This is a genomic window from Brevibacillus aydinogluensis, from assembly GCF_961514395.1.
Taxonomy (GTDB): domain Bacteria; phylum Bacillota; class Bacilli; order Brevibacillales; family Brevibacillaceae; genus Brevibacillus; species Brevibacillus aydinogluensis.
In genome coordinates, this window is the sequence record NZ_OY569118.1 from 3,421,789 (window position 1) to 3,440,064 (window position 18,276).

Below are 18,276 nucleotides of genomic sequence, written 5' to 3' on the forward strand. Positions count from 1 at the left end.
TAGGGGAAAAGCAGCCTGTTTCCCAGGCTGCCTTAGGTTCAATTCTACATCAAACGCCGCCGTTCCTCTCGCTTACGCTTGTTCCGGATGCTGTGGCGTTTCCTTTTTATCAAGCAGGGAGGCTTTGATCTGCGCCAGTTCCGCATCCAGCTCGTCCTTCTCCCATTTGCTCAGCGAGTGGTCCAGGCCTGCGTTGGTCAGGCGCCACTGGGCGCTGAGATCCGCTTCCGCCTCCATGCGCATCACTTTTTCTTCCATCCGGGCAAATCCGCGGCTCGCCGTTTCGCTCCCCATCCCGACAATGGCCTGATTTACCTGTTTTTGCGTCTTGGCTACTTGGGCGCGGGCCATCAGGGTGTATTTTTTCGCCCGCATCTTGTAAAACTCTTCTTTCAGCTCAGCCAGCTTTTCGCGCATCTTTTGCGCCGCGTCCGAAGCAGACTGATAGAGCGTCTCGTACTCCCGGGCACGCGCTTCGTACTGTTTCTTGTCGGCAAGCGCGCGGCGCGCCAGTTCGTCTTCACCCTCGCTAAGCGCCAGTTTTACCTGGCGATCCCGTTTTTCCACGAAGGCCAGCGCCTCTTCCCACTGCTGACGGAATTTCTTCTCCAGCGCCACCTGGCGGGCGACGGCCACTTCCACCTGTCCGATCTCCACTTCCATGTCACGCATGTACTGGTTCAGCATTACTACCGGATCTTCCATAGAATCCAGCACGTCATTCACCGAAGCCACAGTCAAATCACGCAAGCGTTTCAAGATACCCATCGTCACTTCTCCTCCTCATCATACCATATGATTCTCGTTGGATTAACAACCTTGTCCTGCGATCCGGCAATGCCGATGCGAGGATTACGGCTGCTGCCGCCTGGTTACACTTTTCTCCCATCGATCCAATACGTCATCGTCTTGCAGCACGCGCTGTGCCCACTGCCGCTCCCCGACGGTCGGAACCGTTTGATCCGGCACATCCCGTTGGCGAAGCAGGCGGAAGCCCAGGTACATGACACCAATGGCCAGCACGGCGTGGAACAAAACATGCAATTTGCCGATCAGCATCAGGAACCCGATCAGAAGGATCAGGCCGCCGGTAAACCGGGAACCTGAGCTGCTCATCATTTTGCGGGCGCCGTACAACATGATCAGCCCGGGAATCAGCACGCGGAGCAGCTCACTGCTGTCAATGCCAAGCTGATCGAGTATGACTAATCCCCCAATGAGCAGCAGGATCAGTCCGAGAAGCACTTTTCCAGACCGTTCGCTCATTAACTGCTTACCCTCCCATCGACTTTGTTTGGGTGTCACCCTTATGGCTTTATTGTAGACGGCTGACAGGTCTCGTCATAACGGGCGGGCGGTTGGTTTTTCCCTCCGACCCGGGGCGGAGGCACCTTCCTTCCGCAATCGGACAAGCACCCTGGCGAGATGTGGTGAACCATGCGCTGACGTGATCTGACACGAATCGTTTCCTGCTTGAGGGTGCAAATTGTGACAAAATTATGAACTCCACCAAAAAAAGACAGGAAAAATCGGACAAGTGTTGAATTGTGCTGAGGTGCGTGTAAAAAACATCGAATTTAGCCGAATTCCGCGGTGCGGAAACGGGGGACCCACGTTTTTCGGGGTGAATGGCAGCCGCCTGCCGGCCGCCTAGGGCATTCCTTTCGACCGAACCCATCAGCTAACCTCGTAGGCTTAGGAAAGGAGCAGTTTCTTTTGCGCAAAACGGTGGTTACTCTCTTCATCGCCGGGATGCTTGCAATAGGAGCAGGCGCTGCACACGCCCAGGAGGAAAAAACCCTGATGGGTGTTGTCAACAGCCTGTATGGTGTTCCTTACAAGTCGTCCGGCACAACCAAAAACGGATTTGACTGCTCCGGCTTTACGCGCTATGTGTTTCATGCGCTGGGTGTAGATCTGCCTCATTCGTCGTCTGCCCAATTCAAGTTGGGAGTACCGGTGTCCCGCAACGATCTCCAGCCCGGTGACCTGGTCTTTTTCAACACCAACGGGCACAGCGTTTCACACGTGGGCATCTACATCGGAAATGGCTTGTTTGTACACTCGGAGAGCGGCAGAGGAGTCGTCAACACGAAGCTGAACGATCCGTATTACTGGAGCAAGCGCTTTGTGGGTGCCAAGCGGATTGCGCTGCCTGCCATTGCCGAAGCTCCGCAGAATCCACAGAAAAAGAAACCTGTACAAGCAGCATCGCTGCCCGAGGCCACACAGCCGTCGCAGCAGCAAGAACAATCGACGCAACAACAGCAGAATGCACAACAACAACAACAACCGAATCCACAACAACAGCAGACTTCAGCACAACAGCAGTAACCGACGCACATTGAGCCAGGGACGACAGGTCTCTGGCTTTTTCTGGCTACATTTAGCACCTGGTGTCAAGAGGTAGTAACATCCATCTTTTCTACGCTGACGCGGCTTGTCCGTGCGGGTGCCAGGAATCTGTCCCCCGCATCAGGACGAACCGTGATATTATGATGAAAGAAACAGGACCAGAACACATCTGGTGACTGGGGGAGAGTTCCGGTGAAAGACCATGTTTTGATAGTGGACGACAATGAGGAAATTCTCGAAATGCTGGAAGATATTTTGGGAAGCGAAGGATACGATGTGTCCACGGCAGTAAACGGTGAGCAGGCGTTGGAGCTGTTGAACGCAGGCACCAAGCCCAATCTGATTCTGCTTGACATCATGATGCCCGGCATGAGCGGCTATGAGCTCTGCTCGCAGATTCGCCGCGAGTGGGAACTGCCCATCCTTTTTCTCAGTGCCAAGGGCAAGGCGGTAGACAAGGTGGTCGGCTTTGAGATCGGAGCCGACGACTACATCACCAAGCCGTTTGACACGGAGGAATTGCTTGCCCGCATCCGCGCCCACCTGCGCCGCTACGAACGCATTCGCCGTTACAGTGAGGAGGCGGCAGAGAAAGAGAGAGCAGCATCCTCCATTACTGTCCTGAAGTTCAAGGGGCTGGAAATTCACAAGGAAACGTACTCCGTTTACGTCAACGACCAAAAAGTTGATCTGTCCACCAAGGAGTTTCAACTGCTTACCTTTCTGGCCGAAAACGCGGGCATCGTCTTTACGCGGGAGCAGATTTACGACCGCGTCTGGGGCTACGGATACGGCTCGCTCAATACGGTTACCGTGCACATCAAGAACCTGCGCGAAAAACTGGAGAAGGATCGCCAGTTCATCAAAACGCAATGGGGGACGGGGTACGTGTTCATCGGGGAGAAAGTGTAGATGAGCATCCGAAAGAAGCTGTTCCTCTCGTTTATCGGCTTGATCACACTCAACCTGCTTTTGTTCAAGTTCGTTTTTGAAGACATCATCGTCGAGCAGTTGAAGACGGACCGGCACAACCAGTACCGGTATGAAAAGGAAACGGCGGAAAAGGTGCGGGTCAATCAGTTGTTGAACTCGAGCGTGTTCAAGGACCCGTCCGAGCGTCGGGAGCTGGAGACACAGCTTCCGGAAGACCTGATGTACAAAATGGTCGTCACGGATGCGGACGGCAACGCCATTTACATCAAGACATCTCAGGCTTACAACCTGAAAAACCCGCATACATCCAATCCCGCCGCCCAGGAGAAAAGCGATCTGAAAGTGGTGGCGGAATACCACTTTCAGCACGAACCCCCGCGTCAGGGACATACCATCATCTACTTTTACACGGATGAATCGGACATTCTCGCCACCAAAGGCGTCTCGATGATGCTGTGGTTCATCTACGGCAGCATCGCGCTGGTCGGCCTTATTCTGCTCACCTTCTTTGTCCGTTGGATCTTGCGGCCGGTCAGCGAACTGTCCCGCGTGACCCAGGAAATCCGTGAAGGCAAGCGCTACGTCTCGTTTAGCTACCGCTCGCAGGACGAGTTTGGCCAGCTGTTCGACTACTTTTCCGACATGGTAAACGAGCTTCGCGAGGCCGAAGACCGACAGTCCGAACTGATCTCGGCCATCGCCCACGACTTTCGCACGCCGCTGACGACCATCAAGGGCTATGCCTCCTACATCGGCTCGGGACGCGTCACCGATGTCAAGCGCATTCAAAAACAGATGCGCAAGATCGAGGAAAAAACGGCTGATCTGGAAAAGCTGCTGGACGAGCTGCAGGATTTTAGCCAGCAAAGCTTGGAGATCAAGCTGAACATCAGCCGCATCCACGTAAAAAGTTTTGTCAAAGGCGTCATCGAAGACTACCTGGTGCGCATCAAGGAGGCGGGGCTGTCGTTTCAGTGGAAGCTGCGCGTCTCCAACGAACTGCACATCGAGGCGGACGAGGCCAAACTGCGCCGCGTGCTGGAAAACCTGCTGAACAACGCCATCTACTACAACAAGCCAAATGGGTCCATCCTGCTTACCTGCGATCAGCGGGACGGGCACGTGCTCTTTTCCGTGATCGACAAGGGAGAGGGCATCGCGCCGGAGGACCTGCCCAAGGTGTTCACCAAATTTTACCGCGCAGAAAAATCACGCAACCGGAACAACGGCGGCACCGGCCTGGGTCTGCCCATCTGTCAGAGCATCGTCCAGCGCCACGGCGGCGTGATCACCGCAAGCAGCGAGCTGGGCGTGGGCAGCTGCTTTTCCTTTACGATCCCGTTTTTTCAACCATAATTTATTTCAATTTATTGATGGTTAATATTCACTTTATTTTTATCTGATACAGTATCTCTTGTAAGCAAGCATGTTGCTTTCCGTGATAAATAACCCCCATTTTTGGTATCTGACATCAAGCGGTCATGCTCGGTGGAAAGATGCCTCTTTTTTTATCCCCCTTTATTTCCGCACCTCCAGCCGCATCTTCAACCCGTTTTTCGGACGCAAGGTAACCAGCGGCTCCGGCTCCACCCGCTGTCCCGGTTCGGCCAGCCGCAGGCGGAAGCGCTGGGCGATCGTGGCCAGCAGCAGCGCCGCCTCCATCAGCGCAAAGTTGTTGCCGATGCAGATGCGCGGCCCGCCGCCAAACGGAAAGTAGGCGAATGCGGGAATTCGCTTCAGCAAATCGCCGCCGAACCGTTCCGGGATGAATTGGTCCGGGTTGTCGAAATAGCGGCTGCTGCGGTGCATCACATACTGACTCATCATCAGCGTCTCACCCGGACGGTACACGTGCCCTCCGATCTCCACTTCGTCCACCACTTCCCGGTTAATCACCCAGGCCGCGGGATAAAGCCGCAGGGTTTCGCTGATGATCTGATTGGTATAGACAAGCCGCGGGACATCCTCTGCCGTCGGCAGCCGTCCGCCCAGCACCTCGTCCAGTTCTGTCCACAGCTTTCGTTCCGCTTCGGGATGGGTGGCCAGCAGGTACCAGATCCACGACATGGTGTTGGCGGTCGTCTCGTGGCCGGCGACAAAAATGGTCATCACCTCGTCACGTACCTGCTCGTCTGTCATGCCCTGCCCGTCCTCTTCGTCACGCGCGGCCAGCAGCATGGCCAACAGGTCGTTCCGTCCTTCCCCGCCATTCCTCCGCCGTTCCTCGATGATCTCGTATATGGTTTTGTCCAGCGTCTTCGCCGCCTCCTGAAACTTCTGGTTTTGCGGCGTCGGCACGCCGAGCGGAATGTCGATTATCGCCGAAGCCTTGTTCGACACGTACTGCAGCCCGATTTCGATGGCGCGGCCGATCTTCTCGACACCTTCCGTCAACCCTTTGCCGAACATCGTCTCGGTGATAATCGCCAGCGTTACTTTCATCATGTCTTGGTGCACGTCACGGATATCGCCGTCTTTCCACCGGTCCATCATGGCGAGCCCCTGACGGACCATCACGTCGGCGTAAGCGGCGATCCGCTCCCGGCGAAAAGCAGGCTGCATCAGCCGGCGCTGCCGCATGTGCTTTTGTCCCTCGCTGGTGAGAATGCCGTCTCCCACCACTGCACGCGCCACCTGCAGTCCTTTGGCCTTGCGAAAGTGGGACTGTTTGGTGACCAGCACTTCCTTGATGTGTTCGGGATTGGTCAAGAGATACATGTGCCGGCTGGGACCAAAACGAAAATGGACGACATCGCCGTGCTGTTCCGCAGCCCTCTGCAAAAAGCCGAGTGGATCGCGGCGAAAGGCGAGCAAATGGCCGGATATGGGCAGCCCTTTGGGGGCGGGAATCGTTGTCAGGTTCATCGCAGACATCCTTTCCCAGTATCAGTGCTCGTCTCTAGTATCCATCCGGCCCGGCACCTTATACCACAAACGCCCTTGGGCAGCGTCAAAAAAACAAACCGCCTGAATTATCAGGCGGTCTCTCTTCTGTTTACGAAAGGGTCGGCTTGTCCACCTGCACCAGCCGGTTGGACACCAGCCGCTCGCGCACCTTGATGCCGATCCAGGCGGCCAGCACGGCCTTGATGACTCCCACCAGCAAAAAGGAAACGCCGCCGCTCATGATCGCGGCGCTCCACGGAATGTCCAGCACGTACTTGAGCTGAATCACGCCGCAAACCAGTGTCACAACCATGCCGACGTGGTTGGCCACCAGCGCCCAGCCAATGGAGAATCGGGTTTTCTCCAGGATCAGGCCGGTAATGTAGGCAGTCAGAATGAAACCGAAAATGTATCCACCGGATTTGCCGGCCAGCACCTGGAGTCCGCCGCTCGCCCCCGAGAAAACCGGCAGACCGACCGCGCCCAGCAGCACGTAAATGATCATCGCCAGCGTGCCGTACCGACTGCCGAGAATGGTGGCGGCCAAACCGACCGCCAGTGTCTGTCCGGTAATCGGAATCAGCGGCAGGGGAATTGTGATTTGCGAAAAAACGGCCGTCACAGCGGCAAACACAGCAGATAAGAGCATCCATCTCAATCGTTCGTTTCTCATGGTAACCTCCCGTTTTTGTCAACCAAAACATAAGATGAGTTAACACTTTAATCATAATGCCTGTCCGAACAAATGTAAATGGCAAAACGGGAGGTATTGAGGCACGCCGAATCGTCAGGCAGACAGGCGGGAGGCTCGCGCTTTCCATTCCCGATCGTTTCGGCTATGCGCGGCGGTCGCAGTACGCCTGGAGGTGAATCAGCGAATCGACCGTGTGATCGATCAGGCGGCGCAAGTCCTCTATGTTGCCCTCGTCGATCTTGCGGTGAAAATCGAGCGTGATCTGATTGGCAAAGCGCTGCGGCGGCCACTCCTGCCGATGCTCGTCTAAACGCGCCTTGACCGTCTGCGTGATGTGCGGCCGGTGTCCCCACACCTCGTTGAGAATCGCGGTGATCGCTTCTGTCTCCCGCGGCACGTCGCTGATCTCCAGGAAATAATGGATGCAGATCGTGCAGCCCACATGCTCTGTCAGCGGCTTGTCCAGCTGCTCCGCCGCAATGTCTGCCAGCGAGGTGCGCAGCTGGATCTGCGCCGTCACCGCCGTGTCACCATCAGCCTTACCTGCCTGACGGAATTCAATCTGAAACAGCCGCTCAAATGTAGCCAGGTCCATCACGTCGGAGCGGCCCGTGATGATGATGGCTCCCTCGAAATCCCGATCGTACACCACTCCTTCCAGCACGACCCGGATATTGTCGAACACCAGCGGATGAAACACCTCCGCTCCTCCTTTCCATCCGAATGGCACACGCTACTAGGATGCCCGTCTTTTTTCCGTTTGGCAAGAACGACTTATACTCCATTATCTATACACAATCCATAAACTGGTATAGTATTAAAACAACATCCAGTTATCTGACTGCCTGTCTGCCAACACTACATATTCTGACGAGGAGGTTTTTCATGAACGCTGCTGATCGCATGCTTGATCGCTACGCCGAATTGGCTGTGAAAATCGGCGTCAATGTCCAGCCGGGGCAAACCCTTGTCATCAACGCCCCCCTCTGCACGGCCGAACTGGTCCGCAAGATTGCCAAAACAGCTTACCTGACCGGAGCCAAACACGTGTATACCGAATGGACGGACGATGAACTAACCCGGCTCCAGTACGATCTCGCCCCGTATGAAGCGCTGACGGAATACCCGATGTGGAGAGCAAAAGCGTACGAGGAGCTGGCCGAGAACGGGGCTGCGTTTCTTTTTATCATCGCGACCGACCCCGATCTGCTCAAGGGAGTCAATCCGGAGCGGATCGCCGCTGCCGACAAAGCGATGAGAACTGCCATGTACACGTTTCGCAACTACACGATGAACAACAGCGTCAGCTGGTCGGTGATCGCCGCTCCCTCTCCTGCATGGGCCGCAAAAGTCTTCCCGAACCTGCCCGAAAGCGAGCAGGTGAGCGCCCTGTGGAATGCCATCTTCCGCGCCACCCGGACAGACGTGGACGACCCGGTGACAGCCTGGCGGAACCATCAAGCAGCACTGAACGAAAAGGTGACCTACTTGAACGGCAAGCAGTACCGCTGCCTTCACTTTAAAGCGCCCGGCACCGACCTGTCGGTCCAACTGCCGCCCGGTCACCGCTGGCAAGGAGGAGCCAGTGTGACCGCAAACGGCGTACCGTTTACAGCCAACATCCCGACGGAAGAAGTCTACACCGCTCCGTTGAAAGACGGGGTGAACGGCGTCGTTTCCAGCACGATGCCGTTGAGCCACAACGGCAATCTGATCGAGAACTTTACACTCCGTTTCGAGCGGGGACGCATCGTGGAAGTGACGGCAGAGACGGGCTTTGACGTATTGCAGAAGCTGATCGAGACGGATGAAGGCTCCCGCTACCTGGGAGAAGTGGCCCTGGTGCCGCATCAATCGCCCATCTCCCAGTCCAACCTGATTTTTTACAACACGCTGATCGACGAAAATGCCTCCAACCATTTGGCGATCGGGAATGCCTATCCGGTCTGCCTGGAGGGCGGAGACAACCTCTCCCCCGAGGAAATGGAGCAGCGCGGTCTCAACACCAGCCTCATGCACGTCGATTTCATGATCGGTTCGGCGGAAATGGACATCGACGGGGAACTGGCCGACGGCACACGCGAGCCCATCTTCCGAAACGGAAACTGGGCGTTCTAAACAACATCCTTCCTGCTTCCGGGCCGACGTCGGTCCGGGAGCAGACAAAAAAAAAAAAAAGCCGCCCGGCTGCGGCTGTCTCCCTGCACTTCTCCGCTTGCGCGAAAGACTGATACGGGAACGGCTGCCCTGGCGGCTCTCCTCTCTTAAACGGATGGATGCTTACCGCTTGTTGTAATGGCGCAGGTAGGCATCCTTCGCTATTTTTTCCTGGCAGTCAAAGCACTCGGTCATGTAGGATTCAGCCTGCTCTGTCATCGCTTGGCCGCACACGGTGCAACATTTGGCTTCCAGATTGCGGAAAAAGGTGGCGATCGGCGTCATGATTATAACCTCCCGACGTGTTCGTTGAGGTTATTGTATTATAACAGGGGTTGTTTTATAAAACGTTGTTATAAAACATTACGGCGCATTTTCGCTCGCTTGCTTCTGTTTTCTGTCCGTTTCTCCTGCTTTCGCTGTATTAATACTTTTTTGATTTTTCCGCGCTGTTTTACAACACAAGCGCACCCTGGACATGTTTTGATCAGATCAGCAGGTTAAACAGTGTCGGGTCCTTGGTTACCTCCACGTAGCGAATGCCATGCTTATTCATCCGGTCCACCAACGGCTGATAGTCCTCTCTGCACTTCAGCTCGATTCCGACAAGTGCCGGCCCGTTATCCTTGTTGTTCTTTTTCGTGTACTCGAAACGGACGATGTCATCGTGCGGCCCCAGCACTTTGTCGATAAACTCGCGCAGCGCTCCGGCCCGCTGCGGAAAATTGATGATGAAGTAATGTTTCAAGCCTTCATACAGCAGGGAACGCTCCTTGATTTCCTGCATCCGGTCGATGTCGTTGTTGCCCCCGCTGATGACGCAGACGACGTTTTTCCCTGCAATCTGCTCGCGGCAGGCGTCAAGCGCGGCAATCGGCAGGGCCCCGGCTGGTTCGACGACGATGGCGTTCTCGTTGTACAGTTCCAAAATCGTGGTGCATACTTTTCCTTCCGGCACCAGCACGATGTCGTCCACGATCTCTTTGCAGATTTCGCGGGTGAGCTGTCCCACCTGTTTGACCGCCGCCCCGTCCACGAACTTGTCGATCTCCTCCAGCGTGACGACGTCTCCCCTGGCCAGCGCCTCCGTCATCGAGGGAGCGCCGGCCGGTTCCACCCCGATTATGCGGGTGGACGGACTGACTCCCTTCACGTACGTGCCGACGCCCGCAGCCAGTCCCCCGCCGCCGATGCTCACAAACAGGTAATCGATCGGCTCCGCCATATCGTTCATGATTTCCGCTCCGACCGTGCCCTGTCCGGCAATCACCAGCGGATCGTCAAACGGATGGACGAACGTCATGTTCTGTTCCAGACAGTAGGACATCGCCTCCGCAAACGAATCGTCAAACGTGTCGCCGACCAGCACTACGTCGACATACTCACCTCCGAACAGCTTGACCTGCGACACTTTCTGCCGCGGCGTCGTAGCCGGCATGAAAATATGGCCGCGAATCTGCAGCAGCCGGCAGGAGTAGGCCACGCCCTGCGCGTGGTTTCCGGCGCTGGCGCAGACCACTCCCTTTGCCGCTGTTCATCCGAAAGGTGGCGGATCAGGTTGTAGGCGCCGCGAATTTTGAACGAGCGCACTACCTGCAAATCTTCCCGCTTCAAGTAGACGTTGCAGCCATACCGCTCGGACAGGAGCTTGTTTCGCTGCAGCGGCGTTTTCTCGATTACGTCTTTGAGCAAATGGTTGGCGACGATGATGTCTTCCATGTTGACAGCAGGCATGTGTTTTTTGCTCCTCCCCTGATGGTGATATCGGCAGCGCGGAACATGCAAAAGCCCCCGCCTCCAGCCTTCGGCGCATCGCGCACGACTGGCTGAGGCGAGGGCATCGCGGTACCACTCAGCTTCTCTGCTTTCCTCGCGAAAAACAGACTCGGCGAGTTCCCCTGAGCAGAACTCCCGCCCGGTAACGGGGGCGTGACCGTTGCCCTGTACTCAAATCGGCGATCCCGTTCTTTCCAAGGCACAGCTCCAAGGTGATATTCAAAACAGGCCAGCGGCTGTCCTTTCAGCACGAGGGACAGCTCTCTGTGCGCCGCTTCTGTTTTTACTCGTCCTTTTCCGCGCTGTTCAACCAAAAAGAACTATTTAAATTAGTAAGAAATTATAGTCATTTTGCCATGCATTGTCAATGCTTTGCCACTTCCCCCGCCAAATAAAAAAGCGGGGTCCGCCGTCCCCACTTGGTTTTGCTAAGATAGTTACACCGCTTCGTAGATCGCTTCGTAGCGCTTGCCGATCTCCTCATCGCTCATGCCGGCATCGCGCAGACGCTTGATCAGCGCAGTAGCCCAGATTTCCGAACGCTGTGCCATCTTGGCGTACTTTTTCGCCTCTTTTTCCTTGCGCTTGGCGCGATCCTCGCCGTTGGACTTCAGGTTGTCGAGGATGAACAGCATGTGCAGCGTCTCGTCCTCGTTCAAACTGGTCCAGTTGTCGTTCAGAAACGCAACCACTTTCTTATAGTATCCGTCAAACTCTTCAAAGGAAATCTCCGTATCCATGTTCAGATATTCCTTCATTTTGTCAAACAGCTCTTGCATCTTTCGTCACAACTCCCTCGTTTTTTTCTGCCCTATTATAGCAAAAAACGGGACAAGGGAGAAAGCCGCATCATGGTCAGATTGGCGGCGCTGTCCCTTCGGATTGTGATGACAAAAACGGGACGGAAAAATTCTGCCGGAAAAGCAGGTGTGGAGCGAATTCATTTTGGCACAGGTCCAGGCAGCGGTATAATGAAGGGACAACCACCTGTGAAGGAGATCGGCACGCATGAACAAATCGTCGCAAAAGGAAGCCGCCATTCGCGTCGGCCAGCAGATAACCCTGACGATCAAAAGTCTCGGCATCAACGGCGAAGGCATCGGCTATTACAAACGAAAAATCGTCTTTGTGGATAAGGCCTTGCCCGGGGAGGTGGTGCACGCCGAAGTGACGGACGTCAAGGAAACGTACGCCATCGCCCGACTGGTGCGCGTGGTGGAGCGCTCCCCTGCGCGGGTCGAGCCGCCCTGTCCGGTCTATGAGGAATGCGGCGGCTGCAGCCTGCAGCACATGGATTACCAGGCCCAATTGGCCAGCAAGCGGGAGCTGGTGATCGAATCGCTGCGCAAGTACGCCCGGCTGGAGAATCCGCCGGTGGCGGAGACGATCGGCATGGACAACCCCTGGGGCTACCGCAACAAGGCGCAGTTTCAGGTAGGACGGCAGAACGGCCGGCTGGTGGCCGGCCTGTACCAGACCGGCAGCCACCGCCTCGTTGACCTGGAGGAATGCCGCGTGCAGCACGAGGCGACGAACGAGATCGTCCGCACGGCGCGGCAGATCATGGAGGAGCTGGGCATTCCCGCGTACGATGAACGAAAACGGACCGGTGTCATCCGCACCATCGTCGCCCGCGTGGCCTTTGCCACAGGCGAGACGCAGCTCACGCTGGTGACGGCGACCGAGGAGTTTCCGCGCGTCAAGGAACTGATCCTGGAACTGCGCACCCGTCTGCCCGGCCTGGTCAGCATCGTGCAGAACGTCAATCGAAAAAAGACGTCGCTGATCTTCGGCGACTCCACCCGCCAGCTCTGGGGAAAACCGTCGATCGCGGAGCAGTTGGGGGAGCTGTCGTTTGACCTGTCGGCCCGCGCCTTTTTCCAGCTGAACCCGGAGCAGACGCGCAAGCTGTACGAGGAAGTGAAAAAAGCCGCCGGGCTGACCGGCAGCGAACTGGTGCTGGACCTCTACTGCGGCACGGGGACAATCGCCCTCTGGCTGGCGCCGTACGCCCGGGAAGTCCGGGGCATCGAATTGATTCCCGATGCAGTCGAGGATGCCCGCCGCAACGCCGAGAAAAACGGGGCCGCCAACGCCACCTTCCACGTCGGCCGCGCCGAGGTGCTGATGCCGAAGTGGGCCAAGCAGGGCGTAAAACCGGACGTGGTCGTGGTTGACCCGCCCCGCACCGGACTGGACGACGCCCTGATCCGCTCCCTCCTGGAGGTGCAGCCACAGCGGATCGTCTACGTCTCCTGCAATCCGTCCACTCTGGGCAAAGACGTGGCGAAGCTGCTGGCCCGCTATGAGCTTGTCAGCGTCCAGCCGTTGGATATGTTTCCGCATACGAGTCATGTGGAGAGTGTGGTGTTGCTTACTTTGAGAGGGGCAAAAGAGTAAGTCCGTTGTTTTTCTGACACCCCTGATACCAAGGGGCTGTTTGCCCCCTGCCCGCGTCGCGTTTTGGTGCGGACGCGATCTGCTTCTTTGCGGGGCGTCAAGAGAGCGAGCAGTCCCTACCACCCATGCGCCATGGACTTTGTCTGCACACGGAGACACGGAATTGCTGTTCCGTGTCTTTTTGCTGTAATTACAACGTTTTATATTAAATAACGGTTGCATGGAGTTCCCCGTTTGCTGATTGGGCGTATCGAGGGATTCGTCCCGCTTCGACAAAACCGATCGACGTATAGAGGTAATTGGACCGATCTCCTTCCCTCGTGTCGAGCATCAAAAGCGAGCGGCCTTCCTGTATTGCCCGCTCTTCCGCTTTTTGCATGAGCGAGCGGTTGCTATACTCTGGCAGCCCATATTTCGATTTCAATTTTAATTTCAGGCAAGCCCAGTGCAGTAATATAGCCAACGGTCATCGCAGGATAGTCATTTCCGAATAACTTGTCCCACTCGGCGTAGAAGAAATCCCAATCAAGTTTTTCCGTGGCCCAGATATTCACTTTAATAATATGTTCGCTTGTCAAGTTTTCCGATTCCAGAATTGCCTTGATATTGGCAAATGTATGAACCACCTGCTCATTCAAAGCCGCTGGTATCTCCCCTTGAGGGGTTACGCCGATTTGTCCTGATGCCACAAACAGTTCGGCACCTCTCGGGATTTTGGTGATGTGCGTGTACTTCCCAACTGGCGCCGGGACAGTTGCGGGATTGGTTCTGGTAATTTTTCCGCTCATTACAGCAACACCTCGTCATGTTGGATTGTTTACCGTGATGACACGCATGTTCGCGATCTCTATTTTGAGTGCGGACACTCCCTTTCTCTTAAAAAGTAAGTTTTCTACAGTATACATAAATCATGGGGTATAATAAACAATCATCTGCCAAAAAATGCCATATTTTCAAACCTTACACCGCTGTCGGCATTCATGGAAAGACGGCAATGAAAAAAGAAAGGAGTGGTACTGTGCATGAAAAAAAGAAAACCCGCCTGGTATAAATGGGCGGCTCTCACGGCTTGTGTCGCATTGCTGGTTGGCATTAGTCTTTTGGTTCCCAAACCAGGCAGTGAACAGCCTCGTACAGGCGCCATCTTGGATGTCGTTTATCCCAAGGCTTATGCCTTTGACGACCATGACACATGGAGTGAGGTTCGCGAGCAAAATCCTGTTGCGGATGATTTTATTGAGGCCGTCAATGAATTCGCGTATAAGACTAGCCCCCATATCCTGAATAACGGCGGCAAAAACGTAAATTACTCCCCTCTCTCGCTCTACTTTGCGCTGTCGCTTGCCGCATCCGGTGCTAAGAACGAGACACAGGCACAATTGCTTCATGTATTGGGTGTTTCCGATCCGGCATTTCTTTTGGAACAGTCAGGAAATTTATACCGCACGCTTTACAGGGACAATGACATTGGCAAGCTGAAAATCGCCAATTCCATCTGGATGAATCAAGAGCACGATGGGAACCCGGTTCAATTCAAACATGACTTTGTAAAACACGCAGCAGAACATTTCTATGCAAGTTCCCACATTGTCGACTTTGCCAAGGAAGAAGCCGGAAAAGCGATGGCTGCCTGGATATCAGCCAATACGAACGGTACACTGTCTCCCAGGCTGGAAACGAGTCCGGATCAAATCCTGTCAATCCTGAATACCGTATACTTCTATGACGAATGGGTTGATCAATTTGATAAAGAGAAAACAGCCGTGGATGTGTTCCACCTCGCAGATGGTCATGATGTACACGTCGAGTTTATGAATCAGACGTTTGGGACCGGAAGCTATGCAAAAGGAAAGGGGTTTACTCGCGCCGGCCTGGGGCTCAAAAATGGGGGACAAATGGTATTTATCCTGCCGGATCGCGGGGTATCTCCGTACGAGTTGCTTTCATCCCCCGAGCAAATGCGGAAGACGTTTGAAGAAGGCGAGGACAGCTATGGGCAAATCATCTGGAAAATCCCCAAATTCAGCTTTCAGTCAAACCTTGACCTGGCCAACGTTCTCAAAAAACTTGACGTGATTTCAGCCTTCACACCCAGGGCAGACTTTAGCGGTATTACCGAATACACAGCGTTTTTTTCTAGAGTCCTTCAAGGAACACATATCGCGATTGACGAAAACGGCGTGGAAGCGTCCGCCTATACGCTGATCGCCTATGCCGGTTCTAGGCCGCCGGAAAGCCGGGCAGAAATGATTCTTGACCGGCCCTTTATCTACGGGATTACGGCGCCAAACGGCAGCCTGCTGTTTGTGGGGATATGCGAAAATCCTGCTGAATAACAGCGATTCATTTGCTCCTTTCGAGCTGCGTGGAACGTGTGGCACTGTATGGATTTGTCTGTTTGAAGCCAGATTGTTAAGATAGTACCAACGTCATAATCAGGAGGCTGCCAGATGTTGAACATCATTATTACGAGTGTATTGGTTGACGATCAAGAGAAGGCATTGCAGTTTTATACAGAAACACTGGGGTTTGTCAAAAAGCAGGACGTTCCCATGGGGAAATTCAGGTGGATCACGCTTGTTTCTCCCGATCAGCAAGACGGTACCGAGCTGTTGCTCGAGCCAAATGATCATCCTGCCGCCAAAGCGTATCAGCAGAAGATCTATGCCGATGGCATCCCCGCAACCATGTTTGGCGTTGCAGATATTCAGAAAGAATACAATCGATTGGTGGAACAAGGCGTGAAGTTTACGAAGGAGCCGACCAAAGTCGGTGACGTCACAATCGCCGTCTTCGACGATACATGCGGCAACCTTATTCAACTGGTACAGAAGTAACTGTGTTAAACGAACGGGCCGCACCATCGCTGGAGTGGCTTTCACTAGACCCTGTGTTTTACCAACTACCAGATGAAAGTCGCGATCGTCGGTGATTTCAGCAGCTACCAAAGCAACAGCCTGAACGCCTTCATGTACGAATCCAATCAGGGAAACATGGTCTTATTCAAGGAGACCGAATCCGACGCCCTAGAGGCACTTCACCAGATATCAGCGTGAAAGCCAAAAAGTGGGAGAAAGAATATATTGAAGTGGAAAAAGCCGGTTTGAAAGTGAATGTGAAACAGAATGCAGAACCACGAACGGGAGCATGTGCAACACAGGCTCCCATTTTTTCGTGTAAAGCAGGGGGGCCCGCATGGCCAGACGCAAAAAAAGGGCCTAATAGCCCCTTTTTTGCGTCTCATGATTCACCGGCCGTGTCAGCGCAGCTTGGCCGGGTCCACCTCCGGCACAAGACCTTCCGCCGCTGCCCGCGTGAGCAGAGCGGTGACCGCCTCATACCCTTCTTCGCCCAGGTCGGCGGTAAACTCGTTTACGTACAGGTTGATGTGCGCTTTTGCCACATCGGGGTCCATCTCTTGCGCGTGGTGCAGCACGTACTCACGCGACGCTTCCGGGTGAGCCCATGCGTATTCGACTGACGCGCGGATCCAGCCGGCGATGGCCTTTTGATCGAGCGAACGGCGAGCGATGATCGCCCCCAGCGGAATCGGCAGGCCGGTATCTTCTTCCCACCAGCTTCCCATGTCGGCCAATAGGCTGAGTCCGTACGAGGGGTACGTAAAACGCGCCTCGTGGATGACCAGTCCGGCGTCGATCAAGCCGTCACGCACCGCCGGCATGATTTCGTGAAAGGGCATCACTACGATCTCGCCAACACCTCCCGGCACGTTGCGGGCGGCCCACAGGCGGAACAGGAGGTAGGCGGTTGAGCGTTCGCTGGGGACCGCCACGCGACGACCGGACAGCACCCCCGGATCGTTGCTGCCAGTCTTGGTCAGCACCAGCGGTCCGCACCCCCGGCCCAACGCCCCTCCGCACGGGAGCAGCGCGTACTCGTTGAGCACCCACGGCAGGGCTGCATACGAAATCTTGAGTACGTCCGGCCCGTTGGGTGCCGCTGCCAGGCCGTTGGTAATGTCGATGTCGGCGTATGTGACATCCAGCTTGGGTGCGCCGGGGATCAGGCCGTGCACCCAGGCGTGGAATACAAACGTGTCGTTGGGACAAGGCGAAAAGGCAATTCTCATCGTAGCACCTCCAGGAATACTGAGCTTGCTGCCTCCAATGCGTTCAGCGCCTCCGCGATGCGCCAGGAGGCACGGTCACGCGGTCCGACCGGGTTGGAAATGGCACGGACCTCCAGGACGGGGAGGCCGCATTGACGGGCGGCAACAGCCACGCCATAGCCCTCCATCGCTTCAGCAGCCGCCCCGGGCACACGCACGCCCAATGTACGAGCGGTCTCAGCGGTGCCTGTCACAGTCGTTACCGTCAGGACGGGGCCGGTGCTGACGGGCAGCCCCGCCTCGCGCAGCGCCTCAGTCACACGGGCCGCCCACTCAGCGGGGACCTGGATGCGGGCAGAACCGAATCCCAGCTCGTCCACGCTCAAGAAGCCGTCCGGAGTCTCCGCCCCCAGGTCTGCGGCGATAATCTCGTTCGCCACCACCAGGGAGCCCACTTCCGCCCGTCCCGTAAATCCGCCGCCGATGCCGGCAGACACGACCAGGTCGTACTGGCCAACAGCCAGGGCCCGCGCCGTACTGGCTGCCGCTGCCGCCGCGCCGACGCCCCCTGCCAGCACGTCAAAGCGGCGGTCGCCGCGCAGTCCGCGCAAGACCGCGTCTCTCTCTGCCGGAACAGCGGTCATCACGAGCACGCGCATGTCCGCTTTCCGCCGTTCGTGACCGATACCTTCAAGCGATCCCGTTTGCGGGTCCATCTTCATCTCTCTGATCTCTCCTCATTCATGATGCGTATATCCTTCCAACCTTCATGCACGTTCACACTCTTCCTCAACGTTATCGCTATCTCGTCTTCCTGTAAAGTTGTTTGCCAAAAACGATGTGCTCGGCCAGCGGTACGATCAACGCCATCAAGTCTTCCGTGAAACATGTGCCGAACCAGGAAACGATCACCATAGGACACAAGACCCATCTTTGCCGTTTTTTGCAGTCCGAAAGCAACGAATGTCTCTCTCAAACGTCTACTAGATTGGTAGATTTCTTCCGC

Annotated in this window: 18 protein-coding genes, 2 pseudogenes, 1 riboswitch and 1 other annotated feature; of the genes and pseudogenes, 8 read left to right on the forward strand and 12 right to left on the reverse strand. The window is 55.5% G+C overall.

Annotated features, from left to right (window positions below; translation table 11 throughout):
• Positions 1-72 precede the first annotated feature (72 nt).
• Together Q7F15_RS16910 and Q7F15_RS16915 are read right to left on the reverse strand one after the other, a co-directional pair.
• Positions 73-768: a PspA/IM30 family protein gene (locus Q7F15_RS16910; protein WP_304414706.1), complete on the reverse strand. Its 696-nt coding sequence runs from the start codon at positions 766-768 to the stop codon at positions 73-75.
• A gap of 84 nt (positions 769-852) precedes the next feature.
• Positions 853-1,266, reverse strand: a complete 414-nt coding sequence (locus Q7F15_RS16915) for a LiaF transmembrane domain-containing protein (protein ID WP_171565072.1) — start codon at positions 1,264-1,266, stop codon at positions 853-855.
• A gap of 303 nt (positions 1,267-1,569) precedes the next feature.
• Positions 1,570-1,711, forward strand: a riboswitch (cyclic di-AMP (ydaO/yuaA leader).
• A 92-nt stretch (positions 1,712-1,803) separates the two neighbouring features.
• On the opposite strand from Q7F15_RS16915, the gene Q7F15_RS16920 reads away from it, so the two are divergent.
• From Q7F15_RS16920 to Q7F15_RS16930, 3 genes are all read left to right on the forward strand, one after another.
• A complete protein-coding gene (locus tag Q7F15_RS16920) occupies positions 1,804-2,334 on the forward strand; it encodes a C40 family peptidase (RefSeq protein ID WP_304414707.1) in 531 nt (176 codons plus the stop codon).
• A gap of 213 nt (positions 2,335-2,547) precedes the next feature.
• Positions 2,548-3,267 (forward strand): response regulator transcription factor, encoded by a 720-nt coding sequence (locus tag Q7F15_RS16925; protein WP_171565074.1) that lies wholly within the window; start codon positions 2,548-2,550, stop codon positions 3,265-3,267.
• Positions 3,268-4,644: a sensor histidine kinase gene (locus tag Q7F15_RS16930; protein ID WP_230077791.1), complete on the forward strand. Its 1,377-nt coding sequence runs from the start codon at positions 3,268-3,270 to the stop codon at positions 4,642-4,644.
• 162 nt (positions 4,645-4,806) lie between these two features.
• On the opposite strand, the gene Q7F15_RS16935 is transcribed toward Q7F15_RS16930, so the two are convergent.
• The 3 genes from Q7F15_RS16935 to Q7F15_RS16945 all read right to left on the reverse strand — a co-directional run bounded on the left by Q7F15_RS16935 (position 4,807) and on the right by Q7F15_RS16945 (position 7,568).
• Positions 4,807-6,153 (reverse strand): cytochrome P450, encoded by a 1,347-nt coding sequence (locus Q7F15_RS16935; RefSeq protein WP_304414708.1) that lies wholly within the window; start codon positions 6,151-6,153, stop codon positions 4,807-4,809.
• Between the two features lie 130 nt (positions 6,154-6,283).
• Positions 6,284-6,847 carry a biotin transporter BioY gene (locus tag Q7F15_RS16940; RefSeq protein WP_171565077.1) on the reverse strand — a complete coding sequence of 188 codons (564 nt, stop codon included), beginning with the start codon at positions 6,845-6,847 and terminating at the stop codon, positions 6,284-6,286.
• Positions 6,848-7,010: 163 nt separating this feature from the next.
• Positions 7,011-7,568, reverse strand: a complete 558-nt coding sequence (locus tag Q7F15_RS16945; RefSeq protein ID WP_171565078.1) for a hypothetical protein — start codon at positions 7,566-7,568, stop codon at positions 7,011-7,013.
• Positions 7,569-7,753: 185 nt separating this feature from the next.
• Here Q7F15_RS16945 and Q7F15_RS16950 point away from each other — a divergent pair, with 185 nt between their 5' ends.
• The gene (locus Q7F15_RS16950; protein ID WP_304414709.1) at positions 7,754-8,986 is read left to right on the forward strand and encodes an aminopeptidase; all 1,233 of its coding nucleotides are present in this window, start codon (positions 7,754-7,756) and stop codon (positions 8,984-8,986) included.
• Positions 8,987-9,148: 162 nt separating this feature from the next.
• Here the strand turns inward: Q7F15_RS16950 and yhfH are convergent, their stop codons facing one another.
• From yhfH to Q7F15_RS16965, 3 genes and pseudogenes are all read right to left on the reverse strand, one after another.
• Positions 9,149-9,310: a protein YhfH gene (yhfH, locus tag Q7F15_RS16955; RefSeq protein WP_171565080.1), complete on the reverse strand. Its 162-nt coding sequence runs from the start codon at positions 9,308-9,310 to the stop codon at positions 9,149-9,151.
• A 202-nt stretch (positions 9,311-9,512) separates the two neighbouring features.
• A pseudogene (gene ilvA, locus Q7F15_RS16960) lies at positions 9,513-10,759 on the reverse strand (threonine ammonia-lyase IlvA).
• A gap of 90 nt (positions 10,760-10,849) precedes the next feature.
• Positions 10,850-11,110, reverse strand: a binding site (T-box leader).
• A gap of 128 nt (positions 11,111-11,238) precedes the next feature.
• Positions 11,239-11,580, reverse strand: coding sequence for a hypothetical protein (locus tag Q7F15_RS16965; protein WP_304414710.1), 342 nt, complete (start codon positions 11,578-11,580; stop codon positions 11,239-11,241).
• Between the two features lie 229 nt (positions 11,581-11,809).
• Between Q7F15_RS16965 and rlmD the strand changes: the two genes are divergently transcribed.
• The gene (rlmD, locus tag Q7F15_RS16970) at positions 11,810-13,201 is read left to right on the forward strand and encodes a 23S rRNA (uracil(1939)-C(5))-methyltransferase RlmD (RefSeq protein WP_304414711.1); all 1,392 of its coding nucleotides are present in this window, start codon (positions 11,810-11,812) and stop codon (positions 13,199-13,201) included.
• A 205-nt stretch (positions 13,202-13,406) separates the two neighbouring features.
• Here the strand turns inward: rlmD and Q7F15_RS16975 are convergent.
• Together Q7F15_RS16975 and Q7F15_RS16980 are read right to left on the reverse strand one after the other, a co-directional pair.
• Positions 13,407-13,589: pseudogene (locus Q7F15_RS16975) on the reverse strand (N-acetyltransferase); the annotation flags it as partial.
• Positions 13,590-13,593: 4 nt separating this feature from the next.
• Positions 13,594-13,989 (reverse strand): RidA family protein, encoded by a 396-nt coding sequence (locus Q7F15_RS16980; RefSeq protein ID WP_230077788.1) that lies wholly within the window; start codon positions 13,987-13,989, stop codon positions 13,594-13,596.
• A gap of 234 nt (positions 13,990-14,223) precedes the next feature.
• Between Q7F15_RS16980 and Q7F15_RS16985 the strand changes: the two genes are divergently transcribed.
• The 3 genes from Q7F15_RS16985 (at position 14,224) to Q7F15_RS16995 (ending at position 16,257) form a co-directional block, all read left to right on the forward strand.
• A complete protein-coding gene (locus Q7F15_RS16985) occupies positions 14,224-15,537 on the forward strand; it encodes a serpin family protein (protein ID WP_304414712.1) in 1,314 nt (437 codons plus the stop codon).
• 117 nt (positions 15,538-15,654) lie between these two features.
• Positions 15,655-16,038: a VOC family protein gene (locus Q7F15_RS16990; protein WP_212132683.1), complete on the forward strand. Its 384-nt coding sequence runs from the start codon at positions 15,655-15,657 to the stop codon at positions 16,036-16,038.
• 51 nt (positions 16,039-16,089) lie between these two features.
• A complete protein-coding gene (locus Q7F15_RS16995) occupies positions 16,090-16,257 on the forward strand; it encodes a DUF4180 domain-containing protein (RefSeq protein ID WP_268255225.1) in 168 nt (55 codons plus the stop codon).
• Positions 16,258-16,460: 203 nt separating this feature from the next.
• Here the strand turns inward: Q7F15_RS16995 and Q7F15_RS17000 are convergent, their stop codons facing one another.
• Positions 16,461-17,291 carry a 1,4-dihydroxy-6-naphtoate synthase gene (locus Q7F15_RS17000; protein WP_171565087.1) on the reverse strand — a complete coding sequence of 277 codons (831 nt, stop codon included), beginning with the start codon at positions 17,289-17,291 and terminating at the stop codon, positions 16,461-16,463.
• Entirely contained in the window at positions 17,288-17,986 is a 699-nt protein-coding gene (locus Q7F15_RS17005) for a futalosine hydrolase (RefSeq protein ID WP_212132682.1), read from the reverse strand. Before Q7F15_RS17005 ends, Q7F15_RS17000 begins: the two co-directional genes overlap by 4 nt.
• Positions 17,987-18,276 lie beyond the last annotated feature (290 nt).

Coding starts and splice junctions, on each gene's coding strand:
- Q7F15_RS16910 (WP_304414706.1), bottom strand. CDS start 768: ATGGGTATCTTGAAACGCTTGCGTGATTTGACTGTGGCTTCGGTGAAT.
- Q7F15_RS16915 (WP_171565072.1), bottom strand. CDS start 1,266: ATGAGCGAACGGTCTGGAAAAGTGCTTCTCGGACTGATCCTGCTGCTC.
- Q7F15_RS16920 (WP_304414707.1), top strand. CDS start 1,804: ATGGGTGTTGTCAACAGCCTGTATGGTGTTCCTTACAAGTCGTCCGGC.
- Q7F15_RS16930 (WP_230077791.1), top strand. CDS start 3,268: ATGAGCATCCGAAAGAAGCTGTTCCTCTCGTTTATCGGCTTGATCACA.
- Q7F15_RS16935 (WP_304414708.1), bottom strand. CDS start 6,153: ATGAACCTGACAACGATTCCCGCCCCCAAAGGGCTGCCCATATCCGGC.
- Q7F15_RS16940 (WP_171565077.1), bottom strand. CDS start 6,847: ATGAGAAACGAACGATTGAGATGGATGCTCTTATCTGCTGTGTTTGCC.
- Q7F15_RS16950 (WP_304414709.1), top strand. CDS start 7,754: ATGAACGCTGCTGATCGCATGCTTGATCGCTACGCCGAATTGGCTGTG.
- yhfH (WP_171565080.1), bottom strand. CDS start 9,310: ATGACGCCGATCGCCACCTTTTTCCGCAATCTGGAAGCCAAATGTTGC.
- Q7F15_RS16965 (WP_304414710.1), bottom strand. CDS start 11,580: ATGCAAGAGCTGTTTGACAAAATGAAGGAATATCTGAACATGGATACG.
- rlmD (WP_304414711.1), top strand. CDS start 11,810: ATGAACAAATCGTCGCAAAAGGAAGCCGCCATTCGCGTCGGCCAGCAG.
- Q7F15_RS16980 (WP_230077788.1), bottom strand. CDS start 13,989: ATGAGCGGAAAAATTACCAGAACCAATCCCGCAACTGTCCCGGCGCCA.
- Q7F15_RS16985 (WP_304414712.1), top strand. CDS start 14,224: ATGAAAAAAAGAAAACCCGCCTGGTATAAATGGGCGGCTCTCACGGCT.
- Q7F15_RS17000 (WP_171565087.1), bottom strand. CDS start 17,291: ATGAGAATTGCCTTTTCGCCTTGTCCCAACGACACGTTTGTATTCCAC.
- Q7F15_RS17005 (WP_212132682.1), bottom strand. CDS start 17,986: ATGGACCCGCAAACGGGATCGCTTGAAGGTATCGGTCACGAACGGCGG.